12 protein-coding genes are annotated in these 15067 nt (G+C 62.8%); 9 read left to right on the forward strand and 3 right to left on the reverse strand.

Annotation, left to right across the window (positions count from 1 at the left end; genetic code table 11):
* Nucleotides 1-19 precede the first annotated feature (19 nt).
* Entirely contained in the window at nucleotides 20-787 is a 768-nt protein-coding gene (locus G6N78_RS09075; RefSeq protein WP_165217621.1) for a TerC family protein, read from the reverse strand.
* 103 nt (nucleotides 788-890) lie between these two features.
* Nucleotides 891-1562 carry a TetR/AcrR family transcriptional regulator gene (locus G6N78_RS09080; protein WP_165217623.1) on the reverse strand — a complete coding sequence of 224 codons (672 nt, stop codon included), beginning with the start codon at nucleotides 1560-1562 and terminating at the stop codon, nucleotides 891-893.
* Between the two features lie 133 nt (nucleotides 1563-1695).
* On the opposite strand from G6N78_RS09080, the gene G6N78_RS09085 reads away from it, so the two are divergent.
* From G6N78_RS09085 to xylA, 5 genes are all read left to right on the forward strand, one after another.
* Nucleotides 1696-2913 carry an HlyD family secretion protein gene (locus tag G6N78_RS09085; protein WP_165217625.1) on the forward strand — a complete coding sequence of 406 codons (1218 nt, stop codon included), beginning with the start codon at nucleotides 1696-1698 and terminating at the stop codon, nucleotides 2911-2913.
* Nucleotides 2914-2942: 29 nt separating this feature from the next.
* On the forward strand, nucleotides 2943-4517 hold the full coding sequence (locus tag G6N78_RS09090; RefSeq protein WP_165217627.1) for a DHA2 family efflux MFS transporter permease subunit: 1575 nt from the start codon (nucleotides 2943-2945) through the stop codon (nucleotides 4515-4517).
* 154 nt (nucleotides 4518-4671) lie between these two features.
* Nucleotides 4672-5697: a LacI family DNA-binding transcriptional regulator gene (locus G6N78_RS09095; protein ID WP_165217629.1), complete on the forward strand. Its 1026-nt coding sequence runs from the start codon at nucleotides 4672-4674 to the stop codon at nucleotides 5695-5697.
* Nucleotides 5698-5723: 26 nt separating this feature from the next.
* A complete protein-coding gene (gene xylB / locus G6N78_RS09100) occupies nucleotides 5724-7172 on the forward strand; it encodes a xylulokinase (RefSeq protein ID WP_165217631.1) in 1449 nt (482 codons plus the stop codon).
* Nucleotides 7173-7345: 173 nt separating this feature from the next.
* A complete protein-coding gene (gene xylA, locus G6N78_RS09105; protein WP_165217633.1) occupies nucleotides 7346-8656 on the forward strand; it encodes a xylose isomerase in 1311 nt (436 codons plus the stop codon).
* Between the two features lie 28 nt (nucleotides 8657-8684).
* Here the strand turns inward: xylA and G6N78_RS09110 are convergent, their stop codons facing one another.
* A complete protein-coding gene (locus G6N78_RS09110; RefSeq protein WP_165217635.1) occupies nucleotides 8685-9707 on the reverse strand; it encodes a LacI family DNA-binding transcriptional regulator in 1023 nt (340 codons plus the stop codon).
* 197 nt (nucleotides 9708-9904) lie between these two features.
* On the opposite strand from G6N78_RS09110, the gene G6N78_RS09115 reads away from it, so the two are divergent.
* The 4 genes from G6N78_RS09115 (at nucleotide 9905) to G6N78_RS09130 (ending at nucleotide 14940) form a co-directional block, all read left to right on the forward strand.
* Complete coding sequence (locus G6N78_RS09115; RefSeq protein ID WP_165217637.1) at nucleotides 9905-11443, forward strand: sugar ABC transporter ATP-binding protein; 1539 nt, start codon at nucleotides 9905-9907, stop codon at nucleotides 11441-11443.
* Nucleotides 11444-11668: 225 nt separating this feature from the next.
* The gene (locus G6N78_RS09120) at nucleotides 11669-12679 is read left to right on the forward strand and encodes an ABC transporter permease (protein ID WP_165221543.1); all 1011 of its coding nucleotides are present in this window, start codon (nucleotides 11669-11671) and stop codon (nucleotides 12677-12679) included.
* Nucleotides 12680-12742: 63 nt separating this feature from the next.
* Nucleotides 12743-13684 carry a substrate-binding domain-containing protein gene (locus G6N78_RS09125; protein WP_165217639.1) on the forward strand — a complete coding sequence of 314 codons (942 nt, stop codon included), beginning with the start codon at nucleotides 12743-12745 and terminating at the stop codon, nucleotides 13682-13684.
* A 203-nt stretch (nucleotides 13685-13887) separates the two neighbouring features.
* Entirely contained in the window at nucleotides 13888-14940 is a 1053-nt protein-coding gene (locus G6N78_RS09130; protein WP_165217641.1) for a sugar phosphate isomerase/epimerase family protein, read from the forward strand.
* Nucleotides 14941-15067 lie beyond the last annotated feature (127 nt).

Consider the following 15067-nt stretch of genomic DNA (forward strand, 5'->3'; position numbering starts at 1 on the left):
ACGGCGGCGTTGACCCGCCTTAATGCACGGTTTGACCGCCTGGGCCCTCGCCACGCTTCCGACGGCGGGCGTTGCGGGCGAACATGTTCAGCACCTCGACAAGCGCCGAAAACGCCATGGCGGCGTAGACATATCCCTTCGGTACGTGGAAGCCCATGCCTTCCGCAATCAGCGTGGTGCCGATCATCAGCAGGAAGGCCAGCGCCAGCATGACGATGGTCGGGTTCTTCTCGATGAAATTCGCAAGCGGGGTTGCGGCAACCAACATTACGGTGACGGCGGCAATGACGGCGATGACCATGATTGGCAGGTGCGGCGTCATGCCCACGGCCGTGATGATGCTGTCGATCGAAAAGACGAGATCGAGCAGCAGGATCTGGCCGATGGCGGCCGAAAAGGAGGCCGTGACAGGGCTGCCGACCATGTTGTCCTTGTGGTCTTCCGGATCGACGCTGTGGTGGATCTCCTTGGTTGCCTTCCAGACCAGGAACAGGCCGCCGGCAATCAGGATCATGTCCTTCCAGGAGAAGCCGTGCCCGAAGGCTTCGAAGACGGGTTCCGTCAGCTGCACGATCCAGGCAACCGTGCCGAGCAAGCCGAGCCGCATGAGAAGTGCAAGGCCGATGCCGATCTTGCGGGCCTTTTCCCGGTTCTCCGGTGGCAACTTGTTGGTGAGGATGGAGATGAAGATCAGGTTGTCAATACCAAGGACGATCTCCATCACGACAAGCGTGATGAGTGCCACCCAGGCCGCTGGATCCTGAACGAGCTGTGCAATGCCCTGCATGAAAAAGGCCCCTCAAACCGGACGGATTCCGGCAGTGCCAAACTAGGTCATCGGGTGCAGGATTCAAGCGGCAAGCGGGTTTGAAGGATCGGCGTCACCGCCGTCAGAGACAGGTGTTCACGCCGTATCCGGCCATGAACAACTTCACAGCACTGGCGACATGCCTCTCGATTTCCTCGATCCGGGGCGGCTCTGCCATATGGCCGAACAGTCGCATCTTGATGAAAGTGCCCGTACACAGGTCAATGAAATGGCGGGCGGCCAGATTCACGTCACTCGCCTCAACAGCGCCCCGCGCGATCTGGCGAATGAGAAAACGCTCCAGGAAGAAGCTGATATTCATCGAATCGCCCTGGAAAAAGTGCTGCGACAACAGCGGCATGCGTGACGCCACGCTGATCATGGTGCGCATGGCCGAAATGGTTTCGACACTGGTCACACGCTGCGCAAAGGCGACGCCAAACCGGAAAAGTCCGTCTTCCACCTCTTCGCTGCCGTCAAGCAGATCGCGCATGGACGTCGCGAGGTTCATCCGCTCCCGCTCCATGATCGCGGCGAACAGATCATCCTTGTTCTGGAAATAGACGTAGATGGTTCCCTTGGAAACGCCGGCCTCGCGGGTGATATCGTTCATGCTGGCCGCGTCGAAGCCCAGCCGCATGAAGACGCGCTTGGCGCCATCCAGGATCTGCTCGCGCTTTGCCGGATCCTCGCCCGCGGCGAAGCGGCCCGCTGTGCAGGCAGTCTCGCAAGGGGAGGGCGTGTTCTCAAGCATCTGTGAACCTGTTTTCCAAACTTTTCGAACCGTGCGGTTCGATGGCTCTTGATATGTGGGATCGATCGGACTATGTCAAGCCGAACTGAACCGTTCGGTTCGATGATCTGCCCCCAATTCATCGGTGATCAAGATGACGACTTCACCCAATCAAGGCTCGCTGCGCGTTGTTGCTGCCGACAGCGCCGCGGAAGAGCCTTCACGCGCTCGCACGGATGCGCCTGTCTCGGAAAAACCGGCGGCAGCGCCCCAAGGTGCTGCGGATGTGAAGTCGTCCGAGCCGCCGAAAAAGAAAAAGCGCAGTCCGGTTCTGCCGGTTCTCATCCTCGCTCTTCTCGCGGGTGGCGGCTGGTATGGCTATCACTGGTGGACCGATGGGCGCTTCCTGATCTCAACCGACGACGCTTACGTCGAGGGCGATATTGCCGTCATCTCCCCGAAGGTGTCCGGTTACGTCGATAAGGTGAATGTTGTCGAGAACCAGACGGTCAAGGCGGGCGATCCGCTGGTGACGCTGGACAACGGCGACTATGTGCTGGCGCTCGATCGGGCAAAGGCCAATGTGGAGAGCGCCAAGCTGGCGGTATCCCGCATTGATGCGCAGATCAGCGGTGGCGAAGCGAGCCTGAAGCAGGCGCAGGCGCAGCTTGGCGCCCTGCAGGCTGCTTCGCGTGGTGCCGAAATCACCCAGAAGCGCGCTGCCGAACTGGCGGCCAAATCCGTCGGCACGACGGCCGAGCTGGACAATGCCCAGGTGGCGCTCGAACAGGCGAAGGCGAATGTGGCGGCCGGCGAAGCCTCCGTCACGTCCGCGCAGGCCAATATCGATCTCCTGAAGGCGCAGCGTGCGGAAGCGGTCAGTACCGTTCGGCTGCAGGAGCTGGCTGTCGATCAGGCCGAGCGTGACCTGAGCTTCACGGTCCTGAAGGCCCCTTATGACGGGACCATCGGTAACCTCTCCGTACAGACGGGGGATCTGGTCTCGAGCGGCAAGCGTCTCGCCTCGCTCGTTCCGATGAGCGAGCTTTATGTCGAGGCGAACTTCAAGGAAACGCAGATCGGTCACATCGTGCCCGGCTCGAAGGTGCGCATCCATGTGGATGCCTTCGACGACCAGTCGGTGGAAGGCACCGTCCAGTCGATCGCGCCCGCTTCCGGCTCCGTCTTCTCCCTGCTGCCGCCCGAAAACGCCACCGGCAACTTCACGAAGGTCGTGCAGCGCGTTCCCGTTCGCATTGCGATCCCGAAGGAGGAACTGGAGCGCGGTCATCTGCGCGCCGGCCTCAGCGTCGTGGCGGACGTCGATACACGCACGGCCCCCAATGGACGTGACACCGCTGCCGCCCGTTAAGGCGGCAGGGTCTCGCGAAGGAGCATATCATGGCTGCCACTGCCACGGCCGGCGCCATTCCTGCCGATCCTCCGATGGACAGACGCAAGCTCATCGCGTTCTTCGCGATGGTCGTCGGCATGTTTATGTCGATCCTCGACATCCAGATCGTGTCTGCCTCGCTGTCGGAAATCCAGGCCGGTCTCTCGGCCGGTTCGGATGAGATCGCCTGGGTTCAGACCTCCTACCTGATCGCGGAGGTCATCATGATCCCGCTGTCGGGAACGCTCGCCCGCATCCTGTCGACCCGCGTGCTCTTCACGCTGTGCGCCGGCGGGTTCACGATCGCGTCCGCGCTTTGCGCGACGGCGACCAATATCGAACAGATGATCGTCTACCGCGCCATCCAGGGCTTTATCGGCGGTGGGATGATCCCGTCGGTCTTCGCGGCAGCCTTCACCATCTTTCCGCCCTCCAAGCGTTCGGTCGTCTCGCCGATCATCGGCCTCATCGCCACGCTCGCACCGACCATCGGTCCGACGGTGGGCGGTTATCTCAGCAATGCCTTTTCCTGGCATTGGCTGTTCCTCGTCAACATCGTGCCGGGCATCTTCGTCACCGTGCTCGCCTGGACGTTCATTAATTTCGACAAGCCGCAGCACGAGTTGATGAAGCGCTTCGACTGGTGGGGGCTTGCCTCCATGGCGGTGTTCCTCGGTTCGCTCGAATACGTGCTAGAGGAAGGCAACAACAAGGACTGGTTCAGCGACGAGCATATCGTGCTGGGCACGGTGGCGATGGTCGTGGGCGCCGTGGTGTTTTTCTGGCGCGCCTTCAAGGTGGATTTCCCGGTCGTGGACCTCAAGGCCTTCACCAACCGCAACTTCGCCTTCGGCTCGCTGTTTTCCTTCATCATGGGGGTCGGCCTCTACGGCCTCACCTATATCTACCCGCTCTATCTGGCCCGCATTCGTGGTTATGATGCGCTGATGATCGGCGAGACCATGTTCGTCTCCGGTCTTGCCATGTTCTTCACGGCGCCGGTTGCCGGCATGCTGTCGAGCAGGCTCGATCCGCGGGTGATGATGGGCATCGGTTTCTTCGGTTTCGCGCTCGGAACCTACATGGTGACGGGCCTGACGGCGGACTGGGATTTCTACGAATTGCTCGTGCCGCAAATCCTGCGCGGCTGCTCGCTGATGCTGTGCATGGTGCCGATCAACAATGTGGCGCTCGGCACGCTGCCGCCGCAGCGTATTCAGAACGCGTCCGGGCTCTATAACCTGACCCGTAACCTGGGCGGCGCGGTGGGCCTTGCGATCATCAACACCATGCTGACGCAGCGGGCGGACGAACATTATGCCCGGCTGTCGGAGCATGTGAACTTCGGCAATCCTGCGGCCCTCGACTGGCTGAACAATGTCGGCGCGAACTACAGCGCCTATGGCATCGACGGAACCAGCGCCGCTCTGAGCAAGCTCTCGGGCATGGTGAGCCAGCAGGCCACCATCCTGTCCTTCATCGATGTCTTCATGGCGCTGACGGTGCTGTTCGGTTCGCTGATCCTGCTGGTCAGTCTCATTTCGAAACCGAAGGCGGCCCCGCCCGCCGGAGCCGGTCACTAGTCCTTCTCGTTTCTCCCGAAATCCACCGCCGAGAAGGGCAGTAAGGGGGTCGTCGCAGCCGCGGCGGCCCCTTTTTCCTGTTCTCTTTTCCGATGGCGCACCTTTCTGATTTACGTACCTCAAGATCTGCGCTAAGACTGTCGGCGGAGGAGACATGAAGCCAACCGTTCACGATATCGCCGCCCATGCGGGTGTCAGCCTTGCCACCGTCGACCGCGTGTTGAACGGCCGCGCGGGCGTGCGCCCGGCGATGAAGGCGAAGGTGGAGGCGGCCGTCGAGGCGCTGGGTTTCGTGCGGGATGTGGCGGCAGCAAACCTCGCCAAGGGGCGGGTCTATACGTTTGCCTTCATCCTGCCGGCCAACAACAACTCCTTCATGCAGGCCCTGCGCTCCGAGGTCGAGGCGGCGGCCGAGCGCGGCCAGCGCGAGCGCATGTCGGTGACCCTTCGGGATGTGCCGGCCTTCGACCCTGCAGCGCTGGTGGCGGCGCTGGACAAGGTTCTCGAAGAAGGGCTGGATGGCGTCGCCTTCGTGGCTGTCGATGCGCCGGAGGTTCAGGCGGCGGCCGATCGGTTGGTGGAGGCGGGCATCGCGGTCGTGACGCTGGTCTCCGATCTCAGTGGCTCGCAGCGCACGCATTTCGCCGGGATCGACAATTCCGCAGCAGGCCGGACCGCCGGCACCCTGATGGGCCGGTTTCTGGGGCAACGCCCCGGTCTGGTGCTCCCGATCGCAGGCTCCTTGATGGTGCGCGACCACCGCGAGCGCCTCGAAGCCTTTACGGCGGTGATGGGTGAGCGTTTCGGCAGCCGTGCCATCCTGCCCGTCATCGAAGGACGCGATGACCCTGCCGAGACCGAACGGCTGGTGACGCAGGCGATTGCCGAGCATCGCGGTATTGCCGGAATCTACAGCGCGGGCGCCGGCAATCGCGGTCTTATCCGCGCGCTCTCCCTGCTGTCCCGCGACGCCCGCCCGGTGGTGATCCTGCACGAGTTGACGCCTGCCACGCGCGCGGCGCTGTCGCAGGATCTGATCGATGCGGTGCTGAACCAGGATGCCGGCCACGAGGTGCGCAGTGCCTTGCGCGTGCTCAAAGCCAAAGCGGATGGCGATGCGGTGATCGCCGCGCAGGAGCGCATCCGCATCGACATATTCTTGAAAGACAATCTGCCCTGAGAAACGGGGCGGCAAAGGAGGACACCATGTATCTCGGTCTCGATCTCGGCACGTCCGGCGTCAAAGCGATGCTGATCGATGGCGACCAGCGCGTCATCGGGTCCGCCACCGGCGGTCTCGACGTGTCGCGCCCGCATCCCGGCTGGTCGGAACAGGACCCGGCGCACTGGATCCGCGCCACTGAGGAGGCGGTTGGCGCGCTGAAGGGGGCGCATCCGGCGGAACTCGCAGCGGTTCGCGGCATCGGCCTTTCCGGCCATATGCATGGCGCGACGCTGGTTGATGCGAGCGACCGGGTTCTCCGCCCCTGCATTCTGTGGAACGACACCCGCTCCTTTGCCGAGGCCGCGGCGCTCGATGCCGATCCCCGCTTTCGCGCACTGACCGGCAACATCGTTTTTCCGGGCTTCACGGCGCCCAAACTCGCCTGGGTGAAGAACAACGAGCCGGATGTGTTTGCCAAGGTGGCCAAGGTGCTGCTGCCGAAGGATTATCTCCGCCTCTGGCTATCCGGCGAGCATATTTCGGAAATGTCCGATTCCGCCGGCACGAGCTGGCTGGATACCGGCAAGCGCGCCTGGTCCACCGAGCTTCTCGCGGCAACCGATCTCTCGGAAGATCAGATGCCGCGGCTGGTGGAGGGCACGGAGCAGGGCGGCACGCTGCGCGCCGAACTTGCCGCCGCATGGGGCATGGGCTCCGGCGTGGTGATTGCCGGCGGCGCCGGTGACAATGCGGCGTCTGCCTGTGGCATGGGCACGGTGGCGGAAGGCCAGGCCTTCGTCTCGCTCGGCACCTCCGGCGTTCTGTTTGCGGCGAACGGCTCCTACCTGCCGAAGCCGGAAAGCGCGGTGCACGCCTTCTGCCACGCGCTGCCGAACACCTGGCACCAGATGGGCGTGATCCTGTCCGCCACCGATGCGCTGAACTGGCATGCCAAGGTCACCGGCCGCACGGCGGGCGAACTCTCCGCCGAAGTGGGCGCTATACTCCACGCGCCGACGGGCGTGACCTTCCTGCCCTATCTTTCCGGCGAGCGCACGCCGCACAATGACGCAAAAATCCGCGGTGCCTTCATCGGGCTTGGCCATGAGAGCGGTCGCGCAGAACTGACGCAGGCGGTGATGGAGGGCGTGACCTTTGCCATCCGCGACAGCCTGGAAGCGCTGAAATCCGCCGGCACCAGCATCAGCCGGGTGACGGCGATCGGCGGCGGTTCGCGCTCGCGCTACTGGCTGACCTCGATTGCCACCGCGCTCGACATGCCGGTCGATCTCCCGGCGGACGGCGATTTCGGTGCCGCCTTCGGCGCCGCCCGCCTCGGCCTCGTGGCGGCAACCGGTGCCGATCCGCTGTCGGTCTTCACGGCGCCGCAGACGGCGGAGACGGTGGAGCCGGTTGCGGATCTGACGGCTGCCTATGAGACCGCCTACCACCGCTACCGGGCCCTTTATCCGGCGATCCGGGGGATTTGAGAGAGACGCGGTCCCCTCATCCGCCTGCCGGCACCTTCTCCCCGAGGGGAGAAGGGACAAGCGGCCCGCGCCGGTCTCCCCCTCTCCCCTGGGGGAGAGGGCAGGGTGAGGGGCTTTCCCATTTCCAGGACGTTTTTGAGAAACACGAAACAGCAACCCAAGGAGAAACACCCATGTCGACAGGCTTTTTCGGCGATATCCAGAAGATCAAATATGAAGGCGAAGGCAGCCGCAATCCGCTGGCCTTCCGCCACTACAATCCGGACGAAATGGTCATGGGCAAGCGCATGGAAGACCATCTGCGCTTTGCGATTGCCTACTGGCACACCTTCACCTGGCCGGGCACCGACCCGTTCGGCGGCAACACGTTCGAGCGCCCGTGGTTCAAGGACACGATGGACGCTGCCAAGCTGAAGGCGGACGTGGCGTTCGAATTCTTCCAGCTGCTCGGCACGCCCTATTACTGCTTCCATGATGCCGACGTGCGTCCGGAAGGCGCGAATTTCGCGGAAAACACAAAGAACCTCAACGAGATCGTCGATTACTTTGCAGAAAAGCAGGCCGCCACCGGCGTCAAGCTGCTGTGGGGCACGGCGAACCTCTTCTCGCACCGCCGTTACATGTCGGGTGCGGCGACCAATCCGGATCCGGATGTCTTTGCCTTTGCCGCGGCAACCGTAAAGACCTGCATTGACGCGACCCATAAGCTCGGCGGTGAAAACTACGTGCTCTGGGGCGGACGCGAAGGCTACGAGACCCTGCTCAACACCGACCTCAAGAAGGAACTGGACCAGATGGGCCGCTTCCTGAACCTCGTCGTCGAATACAAGCACAAGATCGGTTTCAAGGGCACGATCCTGATCGAACCGAAGCCGCAGGAGCCCTCCAAGCACCAGTATGATTACGACGTTGCGACCGTCTACGGCTTCCTCAAGAACTACGGTCTCGAGAAGGAAGTGAAGGTCAATATCGAGCAGGGCCACGCGATCCTCGCCGGCCATTCCTTCGAGCACGAACTGGCGCTTGCCAATGCGCTCGGCATCTTTGGTTCGATCGACATGAACCGCAATGACTACCAGTCCGGTTGGGATACCGACCAGTTCCCGAACAACGTGCCGGAAATGGCGCTCGCCTATTACCAGGTGCTTTCCGGCGGCGGCTTCACCACCGGCGGCACGAACTTTGATGCCAAGCTGCGCCGCCAGTCGCTCGATCCGGAAGATCTGCTGATCGGCCATATCGGCGGTATCGATTGCTGCGCCCGTGGCCTGAAGGCGGCGGCGGCCATGCTGGAAGAGAAGGCGCTGTCGGGTCCCCTCAACAGCCGGTATGCCGGCTGGGACAAGCCCGAAAACCAGACGATGCTGCGTGGCGAGGAAGGTCTCGATGCGATTGCGGCCCGCGTGGAAAGCCAGAACGTCAACCCGCAGCCGAAATCCGGCAAGCAGGAGCTTCTGGAAAACGTGGTCAACCGCTACGTCTGATCAATGGTCGGTCGGGATGGGGGAAACCTCATCTCGACCGCATGGCCGAGGTGACGGAGCCGCGGACGATCAGGTCCGGCAGGAGGAGGATTTCTTCCGTGCCGCCGCCGGGCTCTGCCAGTTGCTTCAGCAGCAGCGCCATGGCCTGGCGGCCAATCGCCGAGCGGGGCTGGCGCACTGTGGTGAGCGGCGGGTTGAGATAGGTCGCCTGCGGCACGTCATCGAAGCCGATGACGGAGAAATCGCGCGGCAGGTCATAACCGCGCGCCGCAAGCCCGTTGATGACGCCGACGGCGGTTGCATCATTGACGCACATGAAGGCGCTCGGCAGCGTGTCGCGCATGAACAATTGCTCGACGGCGAGACGGCCCGCTTCGACCGATCCCTCGCCGTCGATGACCATGCGGCGGTTCGTCGGGATGCGGGCGGCATCGAGCGCGATGTCATAGCCCTTGCGCCGCCGGACGTGGCCGAGCTTCGTCTTCGAATCGCCGATGAAGGCGATGTCGCGGTGCCCGGAGGCGAGCAGATATTCCGCGGCCTTGCGGGCGCCTGCGGTGTCATCGACCCCGACATAGGAGACCTTGGTGCCGAACACCGGCTCGAAAACGGCAACCGTCGGCGGCAGGCGTTGCGCCAGTTCCTGGTGGCCGAAAGGTTCGTGGCCGGTAAACAGAACGAGGCCTGCCGCCTGGTTGGAGTTCAAGAACTTGAGATATTCGAGGCCGCGTTCCGGATCGTTCTGGGTGTGGCCGATGAGGACGCCGTATCCGTGGGCGCGGGCCTCGTTCTCGATGCCGATCAGGATGGAGGAGAAGTTCGGGTCGCCGATGTCGGGTGCCAGCACCAGGATCATGTTGGAGCGGCCCATGCGCAGCGACCGCGCCATGGCGTTCGTCGTGTAGCCGGTGATGGCGATCGCCTGATTTACCCGCTGGCGTGTCGATTTCGCCACCTTCTCCGGCGTGTGGATCGCACGGCTCACTGTCGCGATCGAGACTTCCGCCAGGCGGGCAACATCTTCGATCGTGGCAGGCGCTGCATTCGACAATGGCGCAATCCGAGTTTGTGGCCGGGGTGTTCTGGAACAGGCTTCGAATGGCTTGGAATGATCCGGGACCGGCTGCAACAGTCAAATGGTTGTGTACCGCCATAATCCCCAATGATGCAGTGATGTAAACCTTTACATACGCCATGTAAAGGTTTACACAATCCTCATATGCGGTTGAGGAGCCGCGGGAGGATCACATGACCGGGGATGGGGAAGAGGCGCACGAGCCCGTGCTGGCGCCCGTATTGGCGGCTGAGCGTGTCTCGAAAAGCTTTGGCGAAGTGCAGGTTCTGTTCAGCGTCGATTTCGACGTCCTGCCGGGCGAGGTGCATGCGCTGGTCGGCGAAAACGGCGCGGGAAAATCGACGCTGGTGAAGATCCTGTCGGGCTTCGAAAGCCCGAGCTCGGGACGCCTGCTTCTGGACGGCCAGCCGGTCAGCCTGCCGGCGAATGGTGATGCGGAAGCGCTCGGCATCATCCTCATCCACCAGGAATTCAATCTTGCCGAACATCTGACGGTGGCCGAGAGCCTGTTTCTTGGCCGTGAGCTTACCCGGTTCGGCATTCTCGACCGGCGGTCCATGCGCTCCGAGACCCGCCGCATCCTCGACATGCTGGGCTCTGCGGTGGACGAGGACGCGCTGATCAGTTCGCTCGCCGTCGCCGACAAGCAGATGGTGGAAATCGCCAAGGCAATCAGCCGCGATGCCCGGGTGATCTTCATGGACGAACCGACGGCGGTGCTGTCGCGGGAAGAGACCGACATTCTCTTCGATCAGGTGCGCAAGCTGCGTCAGACGGGTACGAGCTTTGTCTTCGTCACGCACAAGCTGAACGAGGTGATGGAACTCAGCGACCGGGTGACCGTGCTGCGCGACGGGCAGTGGATCAAGACCGCGCCGACTTCGCTTCTCGACAGCGATTCCATCGCCCAGTTGATGGTGGGTCGCGAGCTTTCCAGTCTCTACCCCGCCAAACACGAGCCGGATGTCGATGAAGAGGTCGTTCTCTCCGTGCGCGGCCTTTCGACGGGCTACGTCAAGGATGTGAGCTTTGACCTGCGCAAGGGCGAAGTGCTGGGCTTCTCCGGCCTGATCGGCTCCGGTCGGACCGAGATCATGGAGGCGATCATCGGGCTTCGGTCGCGTATCTCGGGCGAGGTGCGGGTGAAGGGCGAACCGCTGGCCGCGCATGACCTGATGGAGGCGACGCGCCGCGGGCTTGCTTACATGACCAAGGACCGCAAGGGCCGCGGCCTGCTGCTAGACGAGGGCATGACGGCGAACCTCACCCTGCAATCGCTGTTCCGTCATGTCCGTTACGGTTATCTCGATCCGGTGAGCGAGGCGGAAGCCATGGCGCGCGCCAAGCGCCGTTTCGACATCCGCGTGCGGGACGACCGGGTCCGCGTCGGGCGCATGTCGGGCGGCAACCAGCAGAAGCTGATGCTGGCGAAGATCATGGAGACCGCGCCCGAAATCGTCATCATCGACGAGCCGACCCGCGGCATCGATGTCGGCACCAAACAGCAGATCTACCATTTCATCGCGGCACTCGCGCGCGACGGCTGCTCCGTCATCGTCGTCTCTTCGGAGATGCCGGAGGTGATCGGGCTGTGCACCCGCGTGATGGTGATGCGCGAAGGGCATCTGGTGGGGCAGTTGGAAGGCGACGACATCAACGAGCAGACGATCATGCGCTACGCCGCTGGCCTGAAACGGCAGATGGCCGGGTAGGCAACTGGGTTTATTGTTGGGGTGTGAACCCCTCATCCGGCCCTTTGGGCCACCTTCTCCCCAAGGGGAGAAGGGGAGAGCCGCACCGCTGGCGATTCTCCTCTCCCCTTGGGGAGAGGTCCGCCGAGCGCAGCGGAGGCGGGGTGAGGGAACGGCTCCACAGGGTGAGAACAAGTTGAAACGGGCCGCCAGAGCCTTGGGGTCGAACGGGAGGAAGTGTTGGATATGGGTGTGGACGGCGGGGGACAGGCAGCGAGAAAGCCTCGCTCATTCCTGAAGGATATCGACTTGCGGGCGGTGGCACCCTTTGCCGCGTTGATCCTGCTCTTGATCATCGGTGCGCTGGTCAATCCGAACTTCATCGGGCTCACCAACCTCGCCAATGTCGCGACGCGCTCGGCATTCATTGCCATCATCGCGGTCGGAGCGACCTTCGTCATTTCCTCCGGCGATCTCGATCTGTCGGTCGGCTCGATGGTGGCCTTCGTCGCCAGCCTGATGATCCTGTTCATGAATTCCGGCGCGATTGCCGATCCGGCGCTGATGCTGGCGGCGGCCGTCGCGCTCGCCGTCGTCATCGGATCGCTCTGCGGCCTCGCCAACGGTCTCATCACCACCGTTGGCCGCATAGAACCCTTCATCGCGACGCTCGGCACCATGGGCATCTATCGCGGGCTCACCACCTGGCTGTCACAGGGCGGCGCCATCACGCTGCGTTCTGCCGAGCAGCAGGCGCTCTACCGCCCGGTCTATTTCGGCTCGATCGCCGGCATTCCGGTGCCGATCCTCGTCATCCTGCTGGTCACGGCGATTGCCGCCTTCGTTCTCTATCGCACCCGGTATGGTCGGCATGTGACCGCCGTCGGTTCCAGCCGCGAAGTGGCGCGCTATTCCGGCATTGCGGTCAACCGCGTGCGCACCATCGCCTTCATCATCCAGGGGCTTTGCGTGGCAATTGCCGTGCTTCTCTACGTGCCGCGCCTTGGCTCCACTTCCGCCACCACCGGCATCCTCTGGGAATTGCAGGCGATCACCGCGGTCGTCGTCGGCGGCACGGCGCTCAAAGGCGGGGCGGGCCGCGTGTGGGGCACGATCTGCGGCGCCTTCATCCTGGAGCTTGTTGGCAACATCATGCTGCTCTCCAACTTCATCAGTGAATATCTGATCGGCGCCATTCAGGGCTCGATCATCATCATCGCCATGCTCGTGCAGCGCTCGCTGACGCGCAAGTCGTAACCTGCGGGGGCCGGGTCGCCCCGCAGGCCAACAGAGACCCACCATTCTTTTGGGAGGAAGAACATGAAGAAGATCCTGAGCCTTGCGCTTGCGATGTCGGCCGTCTTCGGTGCCGCTCATGCGCAGGACACGAAGACGATCGGCGTTTCCATTCCGGCCGCCGACCATGGCTGGACCGCCGGCGTCGTCTACCACGCCAATCGCGTGGCGGACCTTTTGATGAAAGAACATCCGGGCCTCAAGGTGGTCGTCAAGACCTCGCCGGATCCGGCCAGCCAGGCAAACGCGATTCAGGACCTGGAAGTGCAGGGCATCGATGCGCTCGTCATCCTGCCGACCGATCCCGATCCGCTCGTCAATGCCATGAAGGAAGTGAAGGGCAAGGGCACCTTCGTTTCGATCGTCGACCGTGCGCCATCCGTCAATGACAATTCCGTGCGCGATCTCTATGTGGCCGGCAACAACCCGGCGCTTGGCGAAGTGGCCGGCGAATACATCAAGAAGAACACGCCGGATGCGCAGGTGGTGGTCATCCGCGGCCTGCCGATCCCGATCGACCAGCAGCGCCAGGACGGCTTCGACAAGGGTATCGCCGGCTCCAACATCAAGGTGCTCGACCGCCAGTTCGGCAACTGGAACCGCGACGATGCCTTCCGCGTGATGCAGGACTACCTGACGAAATATCCGAAGATCGATGTGGTCTGGTGCCAGGACGATGACATGGCGGTCGGCGTGCTGCAGGCGATCGAACAGGCCAAGCGCACCGACATCAAGTACATCATCGGCGGTGCCGGCTCGAAGGACATGATCAAGAAGGTCATGGACGGCGACAAGATGGTGCCGGTCAACGTTCTCTATCCGCCGTCGATGGTGGGGACCGCCATGGAACTGACGGCTGCCGCGATCTACGACCAGGTTCCGGTCCACGGCACCTATACGCTGGATGCGACGCTGATCACCAAGGACAATGCCAAGAACTACTACTTCCCGAACTCGCCCTTCTGAGGCCGGGTTTCGGTTCTCTCGGAGCATCGATAGGATGTTTCAAATGCTCCGCCCGACCCTTGTGCCGGGCGGGGGTTTTTCCCCGATGCGACCGCTTTTTTGGTCTGTGAGCGAACCTGTCGCAGGCTCTGCGGTTGTATCCTTTCGCAAAGTCCGTTAGCCCTACCTGCAACGTTGCAGAAATTCTCAGGGAGGAGAGATTCATGAAAACGATCAAGGGTCCCGCCATCTTTCTCGGCCAGTTCGCCGGTGATGCCGCGCCATTCAATTCCTGGGACGGAATCACGAAATGGGCGGCAGACAAGGGCTATGTGGGCGTGCAGGTTCCGACCTGGGCCGGTCAGTTGATCGACCTCAAGAAAGCCGCCGAATCCAAGGATTATTGCGACGAGTTCGCCGGCGTGGCGCGCGAGAACGGCATCGAGATCACCGAACTTTCGACCCACCTGCAGGGTCAGCTGGTGGCGGTTCATCCGGCCTATGACGAGGCTTTCGACGGTTTTGCAGCGCCGGAAGTGCGCGGCAACCCGAAGGCCCGCCAGGAATGGGCGGTGGAGCAGGTGAAGATGGCGCTGAAAGCATCGCGGCATCTTGGCATCAAGGCGCATGCCACCTTCTCCGGTGCGCTTGCCTGGCCCTTCATCTATCCCTGGCCGCAGCGCCCCGCCGGTCTTGTCGAGACGGCCTTCGACGAACTTGCCCGCCGCTGGACGCCGATCCTCGACTATGCCGACGAGCAGGGCGTCGATGTCTGCTACGAGATCCATCCGGGCGAGGACCTGCATGACGGCGTGACCTTCGAGATGTTCCTGGAGCGGGTGAAGAACCACCGCCGCGCCAACATGCTCTACGATCCGTCGCATTACGTGCTGCAGTGCCTGGATTATCTCGACAACATCGACATCTATAAGGACCGGATCAAGATGTTCCACGTCAAGGATGCCGAGTTCAACCCGACCGGCCGCCAGGGCGTTTACGGCGGATACCAGGGCTGGGTGGGCCGCGCCGGCCGCTTCCGGTCGCTCGGCGATGGCCAGGTGGATTTCGGCGCGGTCTTCTCCAAGCTGACGGCCAATGATTTCGATGGCTGGGCCGTGGTCGAATGGGAATGCGCGCTGAAGAATTCCGAGGATGGTGCCGCCGAAGGCGCCGAATTCGTCAAAGCCCATATCATCCGGGTGACCGAGAAGGCGTTCGACGACTTCGCCTCCGGCGGCACGGACGAGGCGGCCAACCGGCGCATGCTCGGATTGTAACGCAACCGCAGCCCCTCACCCTAACCCTCTCCCCGCCTGCGGGGAGAGGGGACGAGCACTTCGGCAACGCTGCTGGAGGTGGAGACGGTGCGGCATATCCCTTCTCCCCGTTTCAACGGGGAGAAGG

The sequence above is a fragment of the Allorhizobium pseudoryzae genome (assembly GCF_011046245.1).
Taxonomy (GTDB): Bacteria; Pseudomonadota; Alphaproteobacteria; order Rhizobiales; family Rhizobiaceae; genus Neorhizobium; species Neorhizobium pseudoryzae.

What these genes read in the sequence shown, in the direction of transcription:
- G6N78_RS09075 (WP_165217621.1), bottom strand. Translation starts at nt 787, where the DNA reads ATGCAGGGCATTGCACAGCTCGTTCAGGATCCAGCGGCCTGGGTGGCA.
- G6N78_RS09080 (WP_165217623.1), bottom strand. Translation starts at nt 1,562, where the DNA reads ATGCTTGAGAACACGCCCTCCCCTTGCGAGACTGCCTGCACAGCGGGC.
- G6N78_RS09085 (WP_165217625.1), top strand. Translation starts at nt 1,696, where the DNA reads ATGACGACTTCACCCAATCAAGGCTCGCTGCGCGTTGTTGCTGCCGAC.
- G6N78_RS09090 (WP_165217627.1), top strand. Translation starts at nt 2,943, where the DNA reads ATGGCTGCCACTGCCACGGCCGGCGCCATTCCTGCCGATCCTCCGATG.
- G6N78_RS09095 (WP_165217629.1), top strand. Translation starts at nt 4,672, where the DNA reads ATGAAGCCAACCGTTCACGATATCGCCGCCCATGCGGGTGTCAGCCTT.
- xylB (WP_165217631.1), top strand. Translation starts at nt 5,724, where the DNA reads ATGTATCTCGGTCTCGATCTCGGCACGTCCGGCGTCAAAGCGATGCTG.
- xylA (WP_165217633.1), top strand. Translation starts at nt 7,346, where the DNA reads ATGTCGACAGGCTTTTTCGGCGATATCCAGAAGATCAAATATGAAGGC.
- G6N78_RS09115 (WP_165217637.1), top strand. Translation starts at nt 9,905, where the DNA reads ATGACCGGGGATGGGGAAGAGGCGCACGAGCCCGTGCTGGCGCCCGTA.
- G6N78_RS09120 (WP_165221543.1), top strand. Translation starts at nt 11,669, where the DNA reads ATGGGTGTGGACGGCGGGGGACAGGCAGCGAGAAAGCCTCGCTCATTC.
- G6N78_RS09125 (WP_165217639.1), top strand. Translation starts at nt 12,743, where the DNA reads ATGAAGAAGATCCTGAGCCTTGCGCTTGCGATGTCGGCCGTCTTCGGT.
- G6N78_RS09130 (WP_165217641.1), top strand. Translation starts at nt 13,888, where the DNA reads ATGAAAACGATCAAGGGTCCCGCCATCTTTCTCGGCCAGTTCGCCGGT.